Raw genomic sequence first — 21624 nt, 5'->3', positions numbered from 1 at the left:
GAACCTCCTATCGTTTTTTTCGAGAGTTTTTAGCATTTTTCTTATCAAATGACCTTTGGAAAGGCTTATCTTTGGTCGGTGGCTTTTTGGAATGCCCAGACTTGTCAGAAGCCTTTGTTGAACGAGGTCTTCTGGCTTTTCGATCTGACTGAGTGACTTTTTCGATCACATCGTAATCACTCGGCAAATAAGCAAAGTCAATGTCTCCTGTTTCCTTATCCGCTCGCGTCAGCTTGATACAAATAGGCTGACCAACTTTAAAGACTTTACCAGACTTTTCCCCTTGAAGCGACATGGTACGCTCGTTGTAGTGATAAAACTCAGGTAGTGTGGTTACATGTATCAACCCTTCAATGGTATTTGGCAACTCCACAAAGAGGCCGAATTTGACCACTGAGGAAATAACCCCTTCAAAGGTTTCGCCCACATGAGCTTCCATATACTCCGCCTTCTTCATGGCTTCTACCACGCGCTCAGCATCAATGGCGCGACGCTCCAGTTGTGAAGAGGAGTTCGCCAACTCTGGGACAACGGCAGCAAAATGCTCTTGCTTTTCAGGAGTGGCAGCTTTGTCGTACTCACGAATCATGCGATGCACCAAGAGGTCAGGGTAACGGCGAATAGGACTGGTGAAGTGGGTGTAGTAGTTTGCAGCCAAACCGTAGTGACCGTGATTATGCTCTGAATAACGGGCCTGCTGCATGGAGCGAAGTAGCATCATGCTAAGGACTTCTGAGCCTGGCTTACCCTCTATCTTAGCCATGAAATCCTGTAGGGCTGACTGGGTGATTTTAGAGGCTGTGCCTTGAATTTGAACCCCAAAGACACTAGCATAATCAATGAATTTTTGTAATTTCTCTGCCTTTGGCTCTTCGTGAATACGATAGATAAAAGGCAGGTCTTTTGTAGCGAAATGTTCAGCCACACACTCATTTGCCGCTAGCATGAAGGACTCAATCATGCGCTCAGCCATACCTCGACTACGTACCACAATATCAACTGGTATGCCCTTGTCATTAACGATAATTTTAGCTTCTGAGGTGTCAAAATTAAGCGCCCCGCGACGCTCACGCATGGCTTCTAAAATCTCATGTAAGGTAGCCATATCCTGCACAGACTCCACAATGGCCTCATACTTATCCAAGAGTTCTTGATTGCCAGCAAGCATCTCGTTAACATCGCTATAGGTCATCCGGTAGGTCGTGTTAATAACAGATTGACAGATTTGGTAATGAACTACTTTTCCTTGAGGGTTGATTTCCATGATCGCAGACTGGGTCAAGCGGTCAACATTGGGGTTAAGAGAGCAAATCCCATTTGAGAGGCGCTCTGGTAGCATTGGAACCACGCGATCTGTGACATAAACTGATGTGCCACGGGCCACAGCTTCGCGGTTTAAAGCAGAGCCTTCCCTGACATAATAAGAAACATCTGCGATATGAACCCCAAGCTCAAAATGACCGTTAGCCAAACGTTTGATATGAACCGCATCGTCCAAATCTTTAGCATCGGCACCATCAATGGTAAAAGTAATCTCCTTGCGAAGATCTACACGTCCCACCAAATCCTTGTCACTTGGGGCATCTGGGACAGCCTTAGCTTCTGCCATCACATCTTCTGGAAATTCTGAAACGATATCCATAGACTCCAGCACCTCGAGGACATCAATACCAACATCCCCTTGATGCCCGACAATATCACGAACACTCCCCACAAAATAATCATGCCCCCGAACGGGATACTTGTCAATAGCGACCTTGATGATTTCAGTACCATCTAGGACAACCGGTTCTTTTTTGATGTAGATTTTTTGTTGAATTTTTTGGTTTTTAGACTGAATATAACCCGCATACTGTGGTTTCTCATCATCTAAAACGAATTTACCAACCACTGTTTTTAAGGCATGATCCACAATCCTGACCACACGTGCCTCAGCTGCCGTCCCCTTAAGACGATCCGCTGGCTTTTTGATGACCACCTCTACCTTATCACCGTCAATGGCATGCCCAACATCATGACGACCAATAAACATATCCTCTTCATTGTCATCGACAAAAAGAAACCCAAAACCTGCCTTATTGGCACGAAAAATCCCTTGAACGGTTAACTGCTCTGGCTTTTCTTGAGACTTGCGAAGCGATAGCTCACCATTGTCATTGAAACGCAACTCTCGCCTACTTTCCATCTTGGAAATCTCTTTGATCAAAAGAGGAAATTTCTTGGCACCAGCCATTTGTAAGCTAGCAGCCAACTCATTGATGGTTGACTTTCCATTTTCTTGTAAATACGTTAAAATCTGTTCTTTCATAGTTTCCTTACTTTGTTTTGTTCATTAGAAAAAGGTGTCAAAAAGGACCCGACAGTTGTCAAGGCCCACTATTCTTAACGACTTGATAATACTACCAGTGAAAATGCAATCAATAGCCAAAAGAAGACCAGAATGCCTGTAAAACGTTGCATAAAAGCCTCAAAACCACGAGCTTTTGAACGTTCAAAGAGGGCTTCTGAACCACCACTATCAAAGACATTGCTCCCTGGATTTTTTTGTGGCTGCATGAATATTGCAATCACCAAGATTACTGAAATCACCAAGAGTGCTGTTAATAGCAAATTATACATCTTTTCCTCCAATACTGTCCTTAAATAGTACCATATATTCTCTCAAGATTCAAGGTGTAACGTCACTTTACGCTCTTTAGGACAATATTTAGGCACTTGAATGTTTTCTGGATGAGTGGCTTTGTTCTTACTGGTCAGATAGTTCTTATGCCCACAGCCACTGCATTTTAAATGAATTTTAACGCGCACTTGACCTTCCTTTGTGATAAGCTTTTTTTCTGATAGGCCTGCTAACAATGCTCACTATTATACCATAGCTAAGGCTAAAATCCAACTGGCTTATGACGAATAAACACTCTTTAGCAAGGCATCAACTTGACCATAGGTCTCTGATAAATCGCCATTATTGTCAATGATGTGATCAGCCAAGTGCCTTTTTTCGTCTAAAGAAAGCTGCGCTGCCATGCGTTTTCGAGCCTGTTCTTCTGAATAGTTATTTCGCTTCATGAGACGGTTCAACTGCTGCGCGGGATCAAGGTAAACAAGCCAGACTTGGTCGAGCTGGCTTTGATAATCCAATTCAAACAAGAGCGGAATATCCATGAAAACCACCTCATGTTCTTGTAATAAATCATCTCGCCTCGCCAGCAATTCTTGCCGAATAATAGTGTTCTGCAAAGCTGACACCTGAGCACGAACAGTATCATCCGAGAAAAAATGCTCAGACAGAGCTTGTCTATCCAATTGGCCATCAGGAGCTAGGATTTTTTTACCATAAAACTCAAGTAAAGTAGCATAGAGTTTGCCACCCTTGGTCTGGAGTTCATGAACGACGGCATCCGCATCAATGACCTGGAAGCCTTTTTGTCGTAGATAGGTTGTCACCGTCGACTTGCCTGAGGCGATACCGCCAGTGATTCCGATGGTTTTGGTCATCATTTTTGACACTTAGGGCAGTAATGACTACCCCGCCCTCCTACTTTAATTTTAACGATGGCTGTTCCACAACGCGGACAAGGTTGACCTGTCATGCCATAGACATTTATAAAAACTGCTGCATGGTTCCATCTTCGCCCAAGGCATTGCGATAGGTTCGAATCGTCGACCCACCCTTTTCAATCCCCAGCTGCAAGATACGAATCGTTTCATCATGCAGACGCTTGATTTCAGCTTTTTTGAGACCGGAACTGATCCGCAAAGGATGCACCTTGGCTGCCCAGAGCACTTCATCCACATAGATATTTCCCAAGCCAGCCACCAAAGTCTGATCCAAAAGATAGGGCTTGATTTTTTTAGGGGACGAAAGCAGAGCTCGCTCGAAGGGAGCGTATTTAAAGCTTTCCTTGGTCGGCTCAGGACCTAATTTCTTAGTGGTGAAATAGGCTTTTTCTTGCGATGGCAAAAGCATTTCCATAGTACCAAACTTTCGCACATCCTGATAAACCAAGACCGACTGGTCTGTAAAGGTGAAAAAGACATGAAAATGCTTGTTATCAGAGACACTCTCCTGATGATCAAACATAAGATACTTCCCCTCCATCCGCAAGTGGGAAATGAGCAACAAATGACCAAAATCAAAAATCAAATATTTGCCACGACGACGAATGGCTTGAACGGTCATCTGACCATCAACCAATGGATAAAAAGAATCCACACCCGTCACCGCTATCTTAGCAAAAGCAAAGCGAATATCTAAAATGGACTTTCCAACCACATGCTTCTCCAAACCACGACGAACCGTCTCAACCTCAGGAAGTTCAGGCATAAAATCACGATACAAAGGGCGTTAAACGGACACAGTCAAAATAGGAAATCTACTGAAGACGCTCGCGTCAAAGTAGTATTTATCTTTTTGACACAGTCCGTAGCCCGTGTTCAAGTCAGAACACAGGCTTACCCTTCCCTTTCTTAAAATGATATTGACATGTAATAGAAATACTGACGACAATGGTTCAAGCATCTAGGCAGTATGATCTTTTTTCACAGTGTCGTAGGCGAGTTCAACTAAACTCACTAACCAACTCATTCCTTTCTATGAACTCCTTTCATTTTTGGCAAAGAGCGTTTATACTCATTGAAAATCAAAATCTGATATTGTCAAGTTTACCTTGATGAACTTTAGTTCGAGCTACAACGCTTTCTCTAGTCAGATTTTGATTTTCTTCGAGTATTAGCTCCTCTTCCTACACAAGAAACCACTCCCCCTTTTTCATACGGCATGGAAAAAGCCTCGCCAAAGAAGGCGAGGCCACACAAAAAGTGGGTACAAAACACCCATTTATTCGGTGGACCTTTGATGCCTCTCTGGACACATTTAAAGGTTGTATCTGCTCTCATTCTAGCATGAGGTCTCTACAAATGTCAAGAGAAAACTCCATCTTGTCCTGCACCAGCCTGGCTTTATGGACGGAATAGATGAAAAAAAGTTGCCCTGCAAGTGCAGGGCAACTGTCCTATCATCGGCTAGAAACTGGTGGTCTTAGCACCAACTCTTACCGACTAGCGAAAGTAGCCAAAAGTGACGTAGACGGAAGCTTCTTCGCTTCGATTGTACCCTTCTGCTCCATTATCGATGTAGCGATACTTGAAGCGGTCGATAGGGAATCTGCCTTGATTTGGGTTCGTGCGTCGAACCTGGTTTCGCTCAGCACTCCTATCAACCACTGTAGGAGTCGTCACCTGATCGGTGACCGTAGCGTAAATAAGGCGGCTTGTTTGTGATTGGTCCGGTGCAGTCACTCGAATAGTGGCGACTGTCTTATCATCTGTAGGGATCTCATAAGCTCCATTAGTTGGGTTTTCTCTTCTTAACAATTCCCAAGACCAGCCTTCTGGTAGCTGCACGACCGAGCGAAGTAGCTCCTCTGTCACTGCTGCACCTGGCGTGTTAAGAGGAAGGAGCAGTTGGTCCTGATTGAGGTAACGATTTTGAATCATACCAGTATTTTTCGGACTGCTCCATCTATAAATCAAAGCTTCAGCTTCTGGTATTGGTGTCAGCATATCCGGTGTCAGACCGATGTCTGAGAAGTCATAGTCTGGATCATTTTGATAGTAATCACCATTGTCGTCATATCTATCATCACCAGTCTGTAGATAAAGAAGGATATTGTCACCCCCTACAGGAATCTGGTCCCCCACCTGGACCTCACGTAGGGTTCCATCCGCCGCCTGATGTAGCAATATCCCCTCACCTGGTCCGAGATACGGAAGCTCTGCAATCTCGATGGCCACAAGATTATTAGCACCTGGCTGACTTGGGTCATCTTGGAACTTATCTCTCAGAACAGACATAGGTAGAGTATAAATATCACTGATTTTATCTCCGTAATCTTTGTATATCCTATCTATGACTTCTTCAGAAATAACGTCGTTCTTCCATTCATAATCATAATGAGGAACGGCAAAGGTATCAAAATCCTCTATATTTCCCCAGGGTTCAAATGCTCCATCTATAAAGATATTCCTAGCCAGAGGTGGCAGGTCAGTCTCTATAACCCTTACCTTGACTTCTACGTCATCCGTCGATCCATCTGGATAAGTCACCGTGACTGGGACTGTGTAAACTCCTGCCGTCTCGGTGGATGGTACTTGGATGGCAGAGGAGATTTGGCCATTTGACGCTGTTGGAATCGTCACCCTATCCTTGATATCGTCTTCTGTCAATAGGGCATTCCGGTTCACAGTGATCTCACCACCTGTCGCATCAAAGTACTCTGTATCTTCAACCCACTCCTCTACACGATCAACTGATACCACTTCCTCGGGAGTATCCACCCACTCTTCGTGGCGAATCTCAGGCTCTGTGGCATTCTCTGTCACATACGGATCTTCAACCCACTCCTCTACACGATCGACTGATACCACTTCCTCAGGAGTATCCACCCACTCTTCGTGGCGAATCTCAGGCTCTGTGGCATTCTCTGTCACATACGGATCTTCAACCCACTCCTCCACACGATCGACTGATACCACTTCCTCAGGAGTATCCACCCACTCTTCGTGGTAAGTCGCAGGCGTAGTAAAATGCAAGATAGCAGTGTTACCTTCAAAAACTGCAGAGACATACGTCAAGCCTTCTGGTAATTTCGCTTCCGTTAATGCAGAAAGATGGGACAAGAAATCCTCGTGGGAAATCTTTTCAAAGTTTGAAACCTGTGTCTCATTCCCATCAACCTTTACAACCACTGTAAAATCTTCTAACCTAGCAATCGGTTGACTTGGCTCATGAGTAGGATCAGTAGGAGGGGTACCTGGCTCCTTTTTAGGATCAGTAGAAGGAATGCCTGGCTTCTTTGCAGGATCCATTGATGGGGTATCCACCGTGTCTCCCTCAATCACGCAATCAACCTTCAAATATCCAACATAGTCATAGCCCGAAATGTCTACCGTTTGAAGGCTTCCCTCATCCGTAAGGATGAATTCATGCTGGGTAGCCAAGGACTCAACTGCCGCTTGAGCAACAACTCCTCTTGCAACCCCGCTTGCAGCAACCACCGCAACCAAGATCATCTTCCCTGTTTTTTTATTGCGGTAAATGGGGTAGCCAGCCAAGGTCAAGCCTGCAAGACCTAGGGCAGAAACAGCCATACCAAAGTCCTCTGAACCTGTTTTGGGCAAGATACTAAATGTGCCAGCAGAGCCTCCTGGTGTAGTAACAGACGACCCTTGAGGCGTAGACGCAACGGGCTTGTATACAAATATGTAGCAGGACTCTAGCTCTTTTTCTGACACACCATGGGGCAAGCCCAACTGGACCTGACCTTGTTGCTCTGCAGAGAGACTTCCAAATTCTACTGTCTTAACAGTTACTGGACTATCTGCCTGTACCACTGGATGATGCAACACACTCCCCAGTAAAACCGATCCCAAGCCAAGACTAAACTTCCGCAGTGAGTAACGTTGCTTGCTTGTGAATAATGATGAACCTTTCATTTCTTTTCCTTCTCCTTTATGCTCTCGTGCCTTGTTCTTTATAGCCAGAACAAGGCCACTAAAAATAGCTGCGAAATTACTTTATTGTACCCACCTACCGACTTTTTGTCAAGAATTACAACCACGGAATATGTGCGAATATCCTTTCTTAAAATGATATTTATATGTAATGGGAAACTGACCGCAGATACTGGCATCTAGACAGTATTATCTTTTTCACAGTGTCGTTGGCGAGTTCAATTAAGCTCGCTGGCTAGCTCCTTTCTAACAGATATTTTCATATAGCAAAACTGACTAAAATCCTTTCAATTTCCGTTCAGTTCAACTTTTTTACCATTATATATATAAAAAGTAACTATTAAAAATACTTCCTTACTAAGTCATCATTATCATTACGTTCATAAAAGAGTTCAGATGCCGTCTGGTCAAAGAAAATAGGAAACATCTCGTCCATAGAATCTGCTAAATCAATCTTACCGTCTAACAAGTCCTGACGAGATACCCATTTAACTTCTCCTTCTTCTGAAGATGTCAGCATTCCTGAAAAATCAGATGTCTTATATAAGAATACCAAATATCTGATCTTGTCTCCCCTTGTTTGAAAATGCTTGACCCCAACCAATTTAGGATTTGAAATCCTTAAACCAGTCTCTTCAAAAACTTCACGAACGACAGCATCGTGTAGACTTTCTCCTTTTTCAATATGACCACCTGGAAAGGCAATTCCAGGCCAATTATAACGTTTGGGGTCCCTGATTTGAACGACACAATTACCGTCCTTGTCCTCAACCAGACACATATTAGTTAAAATCACTTCTTCACTACGTGGCATAGTACTCCCTTAACGTCCTATTTGAAAATTTCCTGAAAAATACTCTTCTAGCATCACCTTTTGTTGCGAGCTGAATAAGTCTAAATTTGCAATCTCTTCTGCCGAAAAAAAAGCTAATTGAAGGGTCTCCTCATTTGTAAAGTGGTCAATGGAATATGATTTGGTCGCTCTTACTTGGTATAAAACACCAACTGTCTGGGCTGTATCACCATTTGGAAATACCGTCTCAAAATTAGTATAAACACTTAACAGTTTGACCGGTTCGACAACAATGCCTGTTTCTTCAAAAAATTCACGAACGACAGTATCTGCCGAACTTTCGCCTAATTCCATAATGCCACCGATAACACCCCAATTCTGACTGTCTCCTCTTAATTGTAAAAGAACTTTGCCATCCTCATCACACAAAATACCTGCAGCAAAATTGAGAAAAATCTTATCCTGACCCACTTTTGACCGGATATAGGAAATATAATCTTCTGGCATTTCAAATCCTTTCAAATTCAACTTGTAACACGATTCGCTAAAGTTTTCTCTATTTGTTATTCCAAGGTCAGCAGGCTATTGAGGTCACTCCACTGACCTCGCTTTTTCATTTTCAGGGTCGGGTTAAAAACATCTCCTAGACGTTTTTAATACTCTTTCTCATTATAGCCAAAGTCGGCCAGGTCGAGTTTTTTGTCTCGCCAGTTTTTCTTAACTTTGACCCAAGTTTCGAGGAAGACTTTATCTCCTAGCATGAGTTCAATGTCTCGGCGAGCCATGGTTCCGATTTTCTTGAGCATAGCACCTTGTTTACCGATAACAATCCCTTTTTGGCTATCACGTTCAACCATGATGGTTGCGCGGATATGAACCTTATCCGTTTCTTCATCACGTTTCATGGAATCAACAACCACGGCGATAGAGTGCGGTACTTCTTGTTTGGTTAAATGAAGGACTTTTTCGCGGATCATTTCGGAAACCAAGAATCGTTCTGGATGGTCAGTAATCTGATCTTCTGGGAAATACTGGAAACCTTCTTCAAGGTTATCTTTAAGAATTTCCATGAGGCGATTGACATTATTGCCTTGAGTCGCTGAGATCGGAACGATTTCTTTAAAGTCCATTTGGTCTTTAAAATCATCAATCTGTGCCAAAAGCTGATCAGGATGCACCTTATCAATCTTATTGATGACCAAGATAACAGGAACTTTAGCGGCTTTGAGGCGTTCGATAATCATGTCATCACCCTTACCACGCGCTTCATCTGCTGGCACCATAAAGAGAACCGTTTCCACTTCACGAAGGGTACTGTAGGCAGATTCTACCATAAAATCTCCCAAGGCTGTCTTAGGTTTATGAATCCCTGGTGTGTCGATAAAGACGATTTGTTCAGTATCTGTAGTGTAGATACCCATGATTTTATTGCGCGTTGTTTGCGCCTTATCACTCATGATGGCAATCTTTTGCCCCATGACATAGTTCAAAAAGGTTGATTTGCCAACATTAGGGCGACCCAAGATCGCCACGAAACCACTTTTAAATACCATTAATAGACTCCTTTTTCTTTCATCTTTCCCAACGAATAACCGTGGGGTTTATTATTAGCTTATCCAAACAGCAACTGCCAGAGTTTTGGCACAAAGATAATGAGACCTGTCACGATGGCATAAAGCGACATCACCAAGACAGCGCCAGCAGCCATGTCTTTAGCGTTTTTGGCTAGTAGGGAAAAATGATAACCACTCGCCAAATCCACCACATTCTCGATGGCTGAATTGATGATCTCAAAAGCAATCACCAAAAAAATACTCAACAATAACAACAACCACTCCACCGCTGACAGATGAAAAGCAAGACCTGCAAGGATCGCTAAAAGAGCTGACATCAAGTGCTTACGCATGTTACGCTCTTCTTTATAAACCGTAACAAGTCCCGTCATCGCAAACTCTAAACTAGCGATTAAGGTACGATTTTTCCATTTTTTCTGCTTATTATCTTGTGAGGCCATAGGCGGTTAAAATCTCTTCCTGTAATCCAAACATCTCTGCTTCATCTTCTATTGTATAATGGTCGTAACCATTGATATGAAGGAACCCATGGACTGCCAAGAATCCCATTTCACGCTCAAAAGAATGCCCATACTCCTCGGCCTGCTCACGCGCCTTGTCAATAGAAATAAAAAGCTCACCCATATAAGCATCAAACTCTACCATCATCTCAACCAACTCAGGATTTTCTGCCAAATCCTCCTCATCAAAAACGATAGGGTTTTCTGGTTTATATTCCAAGCTGATCACATCTGTCGGACGATCAGTATCACGATAGGCCACATTTAACTCATGGCTACGTTCATTGGTCACAAAGGTCACCGCCATCTCCTTATCAGACTTGCCCAGCTTTTTAGCAGCCAGTTCAAGCAACTCAAGGGTTTGCTTCTGGATCGTTTCAGAGACCTGCCCTGTCTCATCCATCATCTCTACGTGCATCTTTCAGATACTAAACATCCGCTATCACACTAGCCAACATTTAGCCTTTCTTTTGATTTTTTAGTGTCATCTCATTATACCATAACTATAGTGATTCTTGTGAGGGATTGAAGTCATCTTGAGAGTATTGACAACATAAAAAACCTAACCCCGTGCATACTAGGAATTAGGTTTTTTAGCGTTTAGGTCTTAAGCATTAAAGCTCTCAGTGAGTTGAGGGACAACTTGTTTTTTACGAGAAACAGCCCCTGCAAGGAAAGCATGATTTTGCTCAAGCTTGATATCAAAGGCAGCTTCGACCTTATCCAGGTGCGAACCCAGTGCCAGAATTTCTGAGTTTGAATTGAGAATATCTGTGATCATCAAGACAAAATCGGAGTAACCTTCTGAAACAATCGCTTCAGAGATGGCTGCCTCAAGCTCTTCCTGACGCTTCAAGACATCAGCAATGTCAACGGTATTGACCTGTGCAACACGGACATTATTGCCATTCAACTCAAAGGTTTTTGCATCAATATCAATCAATTCTGCAGCTGATTTGCTGGATAGATTCGTTCCTGCTTTGAGCAATTCTAAACCGTAGGCCTCCAAATCAACACCCGCAATGTCTGCCAACTCTTTTGCCACTTGTGGGTCTGATGCGTGAGTTGTTGGAGATTTCAAGAGAAGGGTATCCGAAATCAAGCCTGATAACAAAAGACCTGCCACTTCTTTTGGAAGCTGAACCTTATTTTCTTTGGCTGCACGGTAAACGATAGAAGAGGCAGACCCTACTGGCTCTAAACGCATGTAAAGAGGGTTTGCTGTCTCAAAATTAGCCACACGATGATGGTCAATAACCGCGACCACTTCAAGGTCACGAATGTCTGAAATCGACTGTTGGCATTCGTTGTGGTCGGTCAAGATAACCTGGCTAACGCCTTCAGCCTTGGCAGATGTAACCACGCGCGGTGCTTCAAGACCAAAGTAATCAAGGGCAAAAGCTGTTTCTTCATTTGGTGTGCCAAGAGCGACTGCTTCGGCATCACGACCAAAAGCATGACGCTCTAGATAAGCCCAGCCGTAAGCTGATGCAATGGCATCAGTATCTGGATTTTGATGACCAAAAACTAATAATTTAGACATGTTTATACCTCATTTATTTGTTACATTAGCTATTATATCACAAGTCCTAGTAAGTACCAAAGACCTTGCTAGCTGATCTCGGTCTTGGCACAGTAAATGATACAAGACATCAAACCTCAATAAACGCCACTCTTGACTAGGCAAGAACGGATGCTGATCAATCAGTTTTCTTCCTCTTCTGGAATAGCGGAAACCAGCAATTTGAGCTTGTTAATACGACCATTCTTGACCTTATCATTGATTAAGGTCAAACGCTTGTCACTGCTATCAACCACGTAAGACTCTTTGACTTCCTGGCTAGGGATCGAGCCCACACCCGTCAGGTAAAAGCCAGCAATGGTATCCACATCGTCACTTCCTAAAGTCGTATCAAAGTAGTCATTAAATTCATTGAGGGTCATTGTCCCTTTGACGATGTAGGTGTTATCAGCGATAGCATAAACTGACTCCGCTGCTAAATCCGTCTCATCATCAATTTCTCCAACAATCTCTTCCAACAAATCTTCAAGCGTGGCAATCCCTGCCAAACCACCGTATTCATCTAATAAAATAGCCATTTGGTTTTGGGTGCTACGTAGTTGGGTTAATAAATCATCGACAAAAATGGTTTCTGGCACAAAGAGAGGCTCTTGCATAATACGTCGAATACTAATCTGATCAAAACCATTGACAAAAGCATCGTGCAAAATCTTTTTGGTATGAATAAGCCCAATAACCTTGTCCTTATCCCCGTCATAGACAGGAATACGTGAATAGTTTTCCTTTAAAATAGCTTGAACAATGTCTTTGATATCATCATTGATATCAACCATGAAAGCATCTGTACGAGGAACCATCACCTCACGCGCCATCATCTCATCAAGGGCAAAAATCCCTTGGAGCATCCCAATCTCATCCGCATCTAAAGACGCTTCGTTATTGGTTAAGAGATACTCAATCTCATCACGAGTCATCTGCTCATCAGCATCATCAAAACTCATCGGAGTCAGACGACTCAAAAGATTAGTAGAAACTGACAATAACCAAACAAAAGGACTAACCAGCTTGCTCAAAACCATGATGATCGGTGCTGAAACAACCGCAAGATTCTCCTTGAGATTCATGGCGATTCGCTTGGGATAAAGTTCCCCAAGAACAATCGAAATAAAAGTCAAAAAGACAAGCGAGATAATACTACCAAGGGTATAGGCTAGCTGAGAAGCACCCAGCCAACCAGCGATGACAAGCCCTAAAGAATCCGCAAACTTAGCACCCGCTAAGAGATTGATTAAGGTGATGCCAACCTGAATTGTGGATAAAAAATGATTGGGATTTTCAAGAACTCTCAATAAACGACTAAACTGCTTGTCGCCCTCTTCTGCCTTTTGCTCAACACGTGAACGGTTTAGAGAAACTAAAGCCATCTCACTCGCTGAGAAAAAAGCGTTCAGCAAAGTTAAAATCAGTAATAAAATAAATTGTAAAATCAAGGACTGACCGGGGTCTTCCATCAATGTTCTCCTAATTAAGTAAAGATAATGCTTTTATTATAGCATAAAAACACTTCAGTAGATAGCTTTGGCAAATCCAAACGGCGCGAAAAGACGTTTTCACTCAGAAAAGTGATACAGTTGTGGGTAGTGATGACATTCTGGATTTTTGGGATGGCAAATGGCACGACCAAAGTAAATCATGGCTTGGTGAGCTGGGAGCCATTTTTCTTCTGGCAAGACCTCCATGACACGCTTTTCGATTTCAAGTGGGGTTGCTGATTTCTTGACAATATCATGGTGCTTGCAAATCCTGGTCACATGGGTATCCACTGCGAAAGCTGGGATACCAAAGCCGACACTCATGACCACATTAGCTGTTTTACGTCCCACACCAGCCAAACTCTCTAGCTCTGATCGTGTTTGGGGAACCTGTCCATCAAAGTCTTCCAAAAGCTGTTGGGAGCATTTCTTTAAAAACTTGGCCTTATTGCGATAAAGACCTAATCGAGAAATATACTTGGCAATCTCGCCTTCTTCTGCCAAAGCCATATCAGCCGGTGTTGGAAAAGCCTCAAAGAGAGCTGGCGTTACTTTATTGACCGCTGCGTCTGTCGTTTGAGCAGACAAGGTCACAGCCACCAACAATTCAAAGCTATTGCGATAATCCAAACTAGGCTTAGCATCTGGAAAAAGAGCGATAATCTCTTCGATCACCTTACGTGCGCGTTTTTTTGATAAAACCATCATCATTCCTTTTTGTTTTTTACTATTATACCATGTTGTCCAAGAGAAAAACACCAGCTTATCTCCGCTGATGTTTTGCTATATTATGAAAGATTCAAATCCTCATAAGGCGTACGGTAGCCGATTTGTAGGACCTTATCATCCTTGATAAGGATAGGCCGTTTGATCAGCATGCCGTCTTGTGACAAGAGTTCCAGTGCCTCATCAACTGTCATGCTATCGAACTTGTCTTTGAGACCCAACTCCCTATAGGAATTTCCCGAGGTATTGAAAAACTTCTTCAGATCAAGGTCAGAATTCTCCAAAAGCTCCTTGAGGAGACTCACCTTGGGCGGATTCGTCTTGATATCAACCAAACGATAGTCCAGACCAAGCATCTCTAGCTCCTTCTTAGCCTTCTTGCAGGTCGTGCAGTTAGGGTATTCGTAAAAAGTATACATCATTTCTCCAATTCTAAGAGCGCCGCCTTGCGCTCGATGCCACCAGCATAGCCCGTCAAAGACCCATCAGCCCCTAGCACACGGTGGCAGGGCACGATGATGGACAGGGGATTTTTACCAACGGCAAAGCCAATGGCTTGCGCAGACTTGCAGTTGAGGGTTGTGGCCAGTTGACCATAGGTCGTCGTTTGACCGTAGGGAATGGCCGCTAGCGCTGACCAGACCTGATGCTGAAAGGCAGTCCCATGCGGAGCCAGTCTCAATCGACTAGGTTTGGGCTTGCACCCCGCAAAATAATCATCTAGCCAAGCCTTAGCCTCCCGGTGCGGAGCTACCTCTCGCTCCACAATCTGAGCCACATCAAACCCACACTCAAAGTAAGCTTGTCCGACAAAGTAAATCCCAAAAAGAGACTCCTCATCAGCCAAAAGACTGATCTGACCGAGGGGGATTGATAAAGGAATTTGTAGAACATATTATTACCTCCTTGCTACCCAACCGATAGCATCTGTAGGAGGATTATCTGGGTCAATCCAAATAAACTCAATACCAATGATATTAGAATCTTTATACTTAGTCAATCTAATACCATTAATATTTAAATCAATCAGCTTTTCATATGTTAGGACTTCTCTATCTCTGAGCTGGAAGACACCTCTTAGCAACCACTCTCCTAGTATATCTTGCTTCTTAGTTGATTGGATAGCTTTTCCGTTTTCTTGATTGATGTAAGCTTCGATCTCATCACCGGATGCTAAAAATTTTAATGTAAAAATTCTATTCTCTTTAGTCAAAGCTAACTTACGTGGATTTTTATCATCAAAGGTTCCAACATTTTTTCCAAAAAAGTTAGGAAAAGTAGTATGAAAATTTCTAGAATCTGGTATAGGAATATAAACTTCTTTAGAATCACGATAAATCATTTTTTCAACATCTTTTACAAGATTAGGACTATTGAAATTAGATATTTTAGTCATAAACTCTTGTCTAATGTCACGCATTCTTGCCGTTTCTTCATGCGAACGGTATTCCGGAAGTAAGAGCAACTCCAAATAATCTTTTACAACTAAATATTGTTCAGAGGTTAACGATTCATGATACTTTTGTAACAACTGCTTGATACGCTTCTCTCTATATCTATCTTTTCTTGATAGCTTAGAACCTCCGTTAAAACCATTGAATCCAGAGCTCAATTCAACTTCATGATGTTTATTAGGAATCATCCAAGAAACCGTCTGCTCAATACTCGTTTCCTCACCTCGATTAAGTAAATGAAGATTTTCAAAAACATAGAATGGATCTTCAATATAATCGACATCCCACGTATCCACGACAATATCTTTATTATTGAATGTCATATGTAGCTGACTATCTGCAGCCGTATACTTATAAACATGGTGACCATCAGTAAATCTAAAGTTAGTAGGATTATTTAAATTTGTTGCTCCTAAAATTTTTAAATGTTCAATATCGATAGGTAGGTAACTTGTTTCACCTACAAAAATTTGAGGTTTCTGACCTTTTGAAGTTGGCATCAATACATGGTAAACAGACTCAACAGATACATTATCAGATTTAAATCCTCGGATTTGTGCTTTTGAAGATTCAATTCGCTGATTTCGAAGTTCAGAGATGTTTTTCGCCAACAGTTCATAATGGGGTAAATTTTTCTCATCAGAAATCTTTTTATCATTTGAGATAGAAGCATTGAATCGAATATCAGCTAGAAGTTCGTTCCACTCTTGAGAATTTTTCTTGAATTGAGCAATTTTTTGATCACCTGAATTGATACCAAATGACTTCAATCCGACTAAATATTTATGTTTATCATCAAGTTCTAAAGAGGCATCATAAGAAGTATTAGCAATGTCTTCTGCTACTGCACCAAAAGCTCTTTGAAATACGGTTTCTTGAAATTTTGAATTAACAATAGGTGCTACAAATTCCTGAACATCTTCTTCATTGGAATTATCAGCTTTTTGAGAAAATGCTTCACTCAAACTTGCAAAATTAGTAATTAATTTTTGATATTTTTCTTTCTGCTCAGATTTCAAATATTCCCACATAACCAAACTCCTCATAGTTGCTAATGTAAGTATAACAAAAGAAGATTAGTATTTCACTAATCCTCATATCATTATTCGTTATCCTATCGTATAAAATTCTCCAGATTTCTTGCGTTTCACAAAAGAGAAATAATCCTCGTCTGAGAATAAAGAGACCTCACGATTAGATGTTTCAATATATTTTTCTACGGCGTCAACTTCTTCAAAAGTAGTTTCAACAAAAGATTCACCTTCAAAGGGACCATTCATCTTGGTATAAATAAGTGAATACTTATTAAAACTTTCTTTAGTTTCAGTATTGTGAGAGAATGTCATAGCCTCAGCAATTTTCTCAGCAATTCGCCGTATAACTGGAACAACAACGCTATTACCAGCCTGTTTATAGAGTTGCCCATTCGATACACCTTCAGGTAACTGAAAATCTTTTGGAAAACCTTGTGCATTAAAGGTCTCTTTAGGGGTTAATTTTCTAATCTTTCCACCATCGGTTAATATAAGTGGAACATTATGCCCACCAGTACCCATATTTGCTGTTAGCGTAGGAACAACACCACTTTTATTCTCACGAACATACTGACGTCTCCACTGGTAGACAGTATCTTGACTTACCATACTCTCTTTTAGCAAATCATAAAAAGCTTGTCGTCCTTCCTCGTAATGATATACCATATCTTTATCATCTGAAAAATCAATAATATCACGTAAAGTGGTCGTCAATTCAACTTCATCAGGAAATTCAAAATGATCGAAACTCTCTTTATTGTCAAATCCAACAATATAAATACGCTCTCTATTTTGAGGAATATTACCGTAGTCTTTCCCATTTAAGACTTTCCATTTAATAAAATAGCCATTTTCAGTCAAAGCTTCACGAATCACTTTAAACGTATTACCATGATCATGACCCACCATATTTTTGACGTTTTCAATAAAAATAGCTTTTGGTCTCTTTGCCTCTATCATTCGTAAAAGTTCAAAGAATAAATCACCACGGTCATCATCAAAACCTTTACGGTAACCTGCAATCGAAAAGGCCTGACAAGGAAAACCTCCGACTATAAGATCAATATTTTCGCCGATTTCTTCGGCAGGAACAGCGTGGATATCACGTGAATCCAAAAGCGTATCAGGATAATTTAACGCATAAGTTTTCCTAGCATACTTATCGAACTCATTAGCAAACACCACTCTGAACTCATTGGTTTGTTCAAAACCTAACTCAATTCCTCCAACGCCAGAAAAGAAAGCCGCAATATTATGCTTCTTTTCAGCAGGGGAACTTACAGAATTTGACATGTTAGCTCCTTTTTGTTTATTTTTAACTTAACTAGTATAACATATTTAGTCTATTGGATTACATTGTTGGAAGTAGAGATTTATTTTAGGACTAGATCCTTAAAATCGTTTTTATCTTTGTGAAGAAATAATTTTTTGAGTAAAGAAGTCTTCCTCGTGAAATTTTATATCTTTTAGAAATGGTCTTTTTTCTCCCTTATGCAAATCCGAATTAATCATTTTTAAAATTTGTCTCTCTTCCCATTTGTCGGCTCTATAGTAGTAATCTCGAATTTCTAATAGCTCTCCTCTTGTTAATTTACCATCCAATGCCTCAAGGATTGCCATCCCAATATAATCTCCAGAATTCCTTTTTAAATTTCTAAAACTATTTAATAATATTTGTTTATTTTCAAACGGTGGTGTTGAGTATAACCTAGTCAAGTAAACTTGTATATACTCAGGTGCGTCTAAACTAGTCATCCAAAATTCAAAATCTTTACATATCTTTTGAATTACTTTTTTTGAAATTCCTTCACACTTAAGGACAGTATCCACAAAATAGGGAATAAACTGAGGAAACTTTTTCAGTATATTAGGCAATTCCCCAAGCCTTTCATATTCTTCATGAGCGACTATGGTGCGAATAACCGTCGTCACCATTTTTTCATCAACAAGTACAGACTGAGTAGCTTTAGCCAACATAGTTTCAAGGTCATTCTCCTTTAATTTCTCCATTTCTTTAATTGAAAGTTTCCTAAATTTAGTAGGTATGAGACCGGAATAACCTTTTATTATTTTCGAGACTTTATCTTTTCCTTGAACACTCATAGTTTCTTTGTCTTGTTCGAGTTCCTTTTGATGTGAACTACGTCCAGATTCTTCAAGCGAAGATATGTCTGCCTTAAACTCTGAAATATCCCGAATTCTAGTTTTTTGAGTGTTAAGGAATATTCCCTCCTTACTTAAGCGAGCAGTTAAAAGTGCTAAATTTTTGTGCGCCTCAATAGCATCTTTAGAAAAAATTCTATAATCATCTACAAATCTGCAGAACTCTATCCCTTTTGATATTAAATAATTATCAACTTCAATGAGAGCAGATTCAGCTAAAATTCTAGAAGCATTTGAACCTACTGGCAAGCCATATGAATCTCTATTAGCCCAATATAGTAGAAGTTCATTTATAATATATATAACATCTTCATCAATTTTAGGATTTGACCTTAAAACTGACTCCACTCTATGGATATTTAACCTGTCATAAAAATTTGCGATATCACACTCTACTATAACTTTATATTCTTCTTTCCGACTCTTTTCTAGAGTAGCACTTTTAAACGTAGAATAATTATATTTTTTATCAAACAATTTACCAGACTTATCGTTACTAATAAATCTATAAGAGAACACTTTGTTAAGGGGAGTTCTTATTCTCATATTTTCTATTTTGGAAGCAATACTTAATACTAAAGTAAGATATATGATTTCATCATAAATATCTACAATAGCACATTTTCTATAATCTGACAGATTCTTCTTAGGTACCAAAACATGTCCTAGCTTGTGAACTTTTAATTTTGAAAAGTTATTTTTTTCTGACTCTTCACTTCTTAGAGCATTCCGAATAGAACTACAGACCAATTTTACCATGTCATTCTTTATATTTTGATCCTTTAAAAAATCAATTTCAAAAGCATGATTAAAAATCTCAACATCTGTTGTTCCTTCATACAAAACATTTTCTATAGCTCGTCTACAAGATTCTTTCAGTTTTTTCTCACTAATTCCCATTATAGCTCCCTTTTCTTTTTAACAATCTATCCATAAATAATTTATTATGTACTTAATAATTTTTAAAAAATTCTACAGTGCTAATCCATACCCTACTAAAAAGGAAAATACAATTTCCTTTTATTTAGACAAATAAAAGCAACATTTAGACTCATTGTATTCAAAAATATTATCTCTCACTAACATTTTCAGGCTACTTTATCCTACCTGTAACTTCTCCATCTCAGCATATTGCTCAACAATAGCATCATAAATAACTTAGTAATCTACATGTTTGTATTGAAGGGATTAAAAGATTATAAAAACCAACCTCTGATAACATCTAAGTCCCTACTATCATCAGCCAATCCAATCATTGCAATCACATGATTACAATCATTCATGAACATAACCGAAATGAGTTTTCTAATAGCATCCCTAATTTCACGAGATGAAATTTGACTTACATCTCTATCATAAATTGATAGACCATGTGATAAACTATTTATTATATCTAACATTCCTTTAAATTCAATTTGTTTCTCTTCTTGAATATTATATAATTTCATCAATTTATCTATTGAGGTCGATGTCGCATTTTCCAATCTATAGTTGCTTCGTGCATGTGACTCTAAAATAAGTCTTCCCATATTTGCAAATCTGACACTATTTTCAATTGTATTGATTTTGCTATTATTTAACTTTGCAAAATCATATAATGACTTAAAATTAGTTCTGTAGTAATCACTGAAGTTTTGACTCTCGTTTCGCTCTACTTTTCGTATATTACTATTTCCATTTTCATTTTTATAAATCAATGCCTTTAAAAGTATTTGTTGATTCAAGCCGTAGCCAAAATTGTGAAAATCAATTGAGGAATGTGTAAAAATGAAAACCTGAGCTTTCAATGACGTCAATTTTTTGATAATTGTATTTATCAACTCTGTCAAATAATATCTATGATCTGAGTCTAGGCTAGTAATAGGATCATCAAAAATAATGTGTTCTATATTATTTTTTAAACTTTTCTCTGGCTCTAAGTATAAATCATAATAAAAATGTAAAAATCCCAATAAACGCCTTTCACCTTCACTTAAATCCCTTGTACTAATAATTATTGAAGAATCTGTTCCATGCCTTAATAAATACTTATTTCCATCAATATGGCACTTTATATTCACTCCAATGACTCTAAATTCATGATTAAGTAACTCCGCAAAGGGTTTTAAATTACCTGTTGGCTCAACCTGTCGAATCCACTGTTTATTCTCTTCAATATATTCTTCATTAATTCTTTGTTGTTTTTCATACTGTTGAAGTCGTTCACTAACTACATCAATAGGATATCGCTCCAATATTTTTTGAGCAACCCATGACTTAGCAACATTTTCAATTTCACTCAATAAAGTCTCTTGTTTTAATATCTCTGCGTTAAGATTATTTAACTCTGTCTGTATATTAACAATTACATTGTTATAATTTTTTTCAATTTCAGAGGTCTGAGCTAAAACTAAAGAAGGATTTTCAATTTTTTCTTCTATGCTATTGATAATTTCTAATAAATCAGAATTCAAATTCTTGAAGCTATCATCAATGATATCTTTAGGCTGATTAAGCAATTCATTTTTTATATCTTCTAGAATAGTTTTATTTCTTTCTAAACTTTCAACTGCTAGAGAATATTGAGATTGTATTTTTTCTTGAATCCCTTCATAAACTTTTTCATAATCAAAATGATTACCACAAAACTTACACTGGTCTACGCTATCACTATGTAAATGTAGCCCCTCCCTTAACCATCCAGATAAATCTTTTGTAATTTGAAAATCTGGTTTAACTATTTTCTGTGTAAATATACTTTGAATGTCAGTAAGAATATCATCTATTTTCTTATGCGTATCAAACGTAATTTTATTTTTCTTTTTTCTTAAATTA

The 21624-nt window shown here is 39.7% G+C and carries 19 protein-coding genes and 1 pseudogene; all 20 read right to left on the bottom strand.

Annotated elements, in window-relative coordinates:
- Positions 1 to 7: 7 nt before the first annotated feature.
- Entirely contained in the window at positions 8 to 2308 is a 2301-nt protein-coding gene (gene rnr, locus ACMZ6Z_RS01785) for a ribonuclease R (protein WP_416130947.1), read from the bottom strand.
- A 74-nt stretch (positions 2309 to 2382) separates the two neighbouring features.
- Complete coding sequence (gene secG / locus ACMZ6Z_RS01780) at positions 2383 to 2619, bottom strand: preprotein translocase subunit SecG (RefSeq protein ID WP_416130946.1); 237 nt, start codon at positions 2617 to 2619, stop codon at positions 2383 to 2385.
- 42 nt (positions 2620 to 2661) lie between these two features.
- Positions 2662 to 2808 carry a 50S ribosomal protein L33 gene (rpmG, locus tag ACMZ6Z_RS01775; RefSeq protein WP_416130945.1) on the bottom strand — a complete coding sequence of 49 codons (147 nt, stop codon included), beginning with the start codon at positions 2806 to 2808 and terminating at the stop codon, positions 2662 to 2664.
- A gap of 90 nt (positions 2809 to 2898) precedes the next feature.
- Positions 2899 to 3495 (bottom strand): dephospho-CoA kinase, encoded by a 597-nt coding sequence (coaE, locus tag ACMZ6Z_RS01770; protein ID WP_416130944.1) that lies wholly within the window; start codon positions 3493 to 3495, stop codon positions 2899 to 2901.
- Positions 3495 to 4324 (bottom strand): annotated as a pseudogene (gene mutM / locus ACMZ6Z_RS01765) (DNA-formamidopyrimidine glycosylase). Before mutM ends, coaE begins: the two are co-directional and overlap by 1 nt.
- 734 nt (positions 4325 to 5058) lie before the next feature.
- Positions 5059 to 7494, bottom strand: coding sequence for a Rib/alpha-like domain-containing protein (locus ACMZ6Z_RS01760; RefSeq protein WP_416130943.1), 2436 nt, complete (start codon positions 7492 to 7494; stop codon positions 5059 to 5061).
- Between the two features lie 358 nt (positions 7495 to 7852).
- Positions 7853 to 8326 (bottom strand): 8-oxo-dGTP diphosphatase, encoded by a 474-nt coding sequence (locus ACMZ6Z_RS01755; RefSeq protein WP_416130942.1) that lies wholly within the window; start codon positions 8324 to 8326, stop codon positions 7853 to 7855.
- A gap of 9 nt (positions 8327 to 8335) precedes the next feature.
- Positions 8336 to 8812, bottom strand: a complete 477-nt coding sequence (locus ACMZ6Z_RS01750) for an NUDIX hydrolase (RefSeq protein ID WP_416131010.1) — start codon at positions 8810 to 8812, stop codon at positions 8336 to 8338.
- Positions 8813 to 8958: 146 nt separating this feature from the next.
- A complete protein-coding gene (era, locus tag ACMZ6Z_RS01745; RefSeq protein ID WP_416130941.1) occupies positions 8959 to 9858 on the bottom strand; it encodes a GTPase Era in 900 nt (299 codons plus the stop codon).
- A gap of 59 nt (positions 9859 to 9917) precedes the next feature.
- A complete protein-coding gene (locus ACMZ6Z_RS01740; RefSeq protein ID WP_416130940.1) occupies positions 9918 to 10319 on the bottom strand; it encodes a diacylglycerol kinase in 402 nt (133 codons plus the stop codon).
- Entirely contained in the window at positions 10303 to 10797 is a 495-nt protein-coding gene (gene ybeY, locus ACMZ6Z_RS01735; RefSeq protein WP_416130939.1) for an rRNA maturation RNase YbeY, read from the bottom strand. The genes ACMZ6Z_RS01740 and ybeY overlap by 17 nt, the downstream gene beginning before the upstream one ends.
- A gap of 189 nt (positions 10798 to 10986) precedes the next feature.
- Positions 10987 to 11922 (bottom strand): manganese-dependent inorganic pyrophosphatase, encoded by a 936-nt coding sequence (locus ACMZ6Z_RS01730; protein WP_416130938.1) that lies wholly within the window; start codon positions 11920 to 11922, stop codon positions 10987 to 10989.
- A gap of 161 nt (positions 11923 to 12083) precedes the next feature.
- Positions 12084 to 13412 carry a hemolysin family protein gene (locus tag ACMZ6Z_RS01725; RefSeq protein ID WP_416130937.1) on the bottom strand — a complete coding sequence of 443 codons (1329 nt, stop codon included), beginning with the start codon at positions 13410 to 13412 and terminating at the stop codon, positions 12084 to 12086.
- Positions 13413 to 13511: 99 nt separating this feature from the next.
- Positions 13512 to 14138: an endonuclease III gene (gene nth, locus ACMZ6Z_RS01720; protein WP_416130936.1), complete on the bottom strand. Its 627-nt coding sequence runs from the start codon at positions 14136 to 14138 to the stop codon at positions 13512 to 13514.
- Between the two features lie 83 nt (positions 14139 to 14221).
- On the bottom strand, positions 14222 to 14578 hold the full coding sequence (locus tag ACMZ6Z_RS01715; protein ID WP_416130935.1) for an arsenate reductase family protein: 357 nt from the start codon (positions 14576 to 14578) through the stop codon (positions 14222 to 14224).
- Positions 14578 to 15042 (bottom strand): methylated-DNA--[protein]-cysteine S-methyltransferase, encoded by a 465-nt coding sequence (locus ACMZ6Z_RS01710; RefSeq protein ID WP_416131009.1) that lies wholly within the window; start codon positions 15040 to 15042, stop codon positions 14578 to 14580. Before ACMZ6Z_RS01710 ends, ACMZ6Z_RS01715 begins: the two co-directional genes overlap by 1 nt.
- Positions 15043 to 15057: 15 nt before the next feature.
- Positions 15058 to 16644: a hypothetical protein gene (locus ACMZ6Z_RS01705; protein WP_416130934.1), complete on the bottom strand. Its 1587-nt coding sequence runs from the start codon at positions 16642 to 16644 to the stop codon at positions 15058 to 15060.
- Positions 16645 to 16722: 78 nt separating this feature from the next.
- Complete coding sequence (locus ACMZ6Z_RS01700) at positions 16723 to 17940, bottom strand: DNA cytosine methyltransferase (RefSeq protein ID WP_416130933.1); 1218 nt, start codon at positions 17938 to 17940, stop codon at positions 16723 to 16725.
- A gap of 111 nt (positions 17941 to 18051) precedes the next feature.
- Complete coding sequence (locus ACMZ6Z_RS01695) at positions 18052 to 19710, bottom strand: RNA-directed DNA polymerase (protein WP_416130932.1); 1659 nt, start codon at positions 19708 to 19710, stop codon at positions 18052 to 18054.
- Between the two features lie 296 nt (positions 19711 to 20006).
- On the bottom strand, positions 20007 to 21624 hold a 1618-nt coding region (locus ACMZ6Z_RS01690), incomplete at its 5' end, for an AAA family ATPase (protein WP_416130931.1).

Origin of the sequence: Streptococcus pluranimalium, from assembly GCF_047785705.1 — a bacterium.
Classification (GTDB): Bacteria; Bacillota; Bacilli; order Lactobacillales; family Streptococcaceae; genus Streptococcus; species Streptococcus pluranimalium_A.
This window is presented reverse-complemented; position numbering and strand designations above follow the sequence as displayed.

Coding starts and splice junctions, on each gene's coding strand:
- rnr (WP_416130947.1), bottom strand. CDS start 2,308: ATGAAAGAACAGATTTTAACGTATTTACAAGAAAATGGAAAGTCAACC.
- secG (WP_416130946.1), bottom strand. CDS start 2,619: ATGTATAATTTGCTATTAACAGCACTCTTGGTGATTTCAGTAATCTTG.
- coaE (WP_416130944.1), bottom strand. CDS start 3,495: ATGACCAAAACCATCGGAATCACTGGCGGTATCGCCTCAGGCAAGTCG.
- ACMZ6Z_RS01760 (WP_416130943.1), bottom strand. CDS start 7,494: ATGAAAGGTTCATCATTATTCACAAGCAAGCAACGTTACTCACTGCGG.
- ACMZ6Z_RS01755 (WP_416130942.1), bottom strand. CDS start 8,326: ATGCCACGTAGTGAAGAAGTGATTTTAACTAATATGTGTCTGGTTGAG.
- ACMZ6Z_RS01750 (WP_416131010.1), bottom strand. CDS start 8,812: ATGCCAGAAGATTATATTTCCTATATCCGGTCAAAAGTGGGTCAGGAT.
- era (WP_416130941.1), bottom strand. CDS start 9,858: ATGGTATTTAAAAGTGGTTTCGTGGCGATCTTGGGTCGCCCTAATGTT.
- ACMZ6Z_RS01740 (WP_416130940.1), bottom strand. CDS start 10,319: ATGGCCTCACAAGATAATAAGCAGAAAAAATGGAAAAATCGTACCTTA.
- ybeY (WP_416130939.1), bottom strand. CDS start 10,797: ATGCACGTAGAGATGATGGATGAGACAGGGCAGGTCTCTGAAACGATC.
- ACMZ6Z_RS01730 (WP_416130938.1), bottom strand. CDS start 11,922: ATGTCTAAATTATTAGTTTTTGGTCATCAAAATCCAGATACTGATGCC.
- ACMZ6Z_RS01725 (WP_416130937.1), bottom strand. CDS start 13,412: ATGGAAGACCCCGGTCAGTCCTTGATTTTACAATTTATTTTATTACTG.
- nth (WP_416130936.1), bottom strand. CDS start 14,138: ATGGTTTTATCAAAAAAACGCGCACGTAAGGTGATCGAAGAGATTATC.
- ACMZ6Z_RS01715 (WP_416130935.1), bottom strand. CDS start 14,578: ATGTATACTTTTTACGAATACCCTAACTGCACGACCTGCAAGAAGGCT.
- ACMZ6Z_RS01705 (WP_416130934.1), bottom strand. CDS start 16,644: ATGTGGGAATATTTGAAATCTGAGCAGAAAGAAAAATATCAAAAATTA.
- ACMZ6Z_RS01700 (WP_416130933.1), bottom strand. CDS start 17,940: ATGTCAAATTCTGTAAGTTCCCCTGCTGAAAAGAAGCATAATATTGCG.
- ACMZ6Z_RS01695 (WP_416130932.1), bottom strand. CDS start 19,710: ATGGGAATTAGTGAGAAAAAACTGAAAGAATCTTGTAGACGAGCTATA.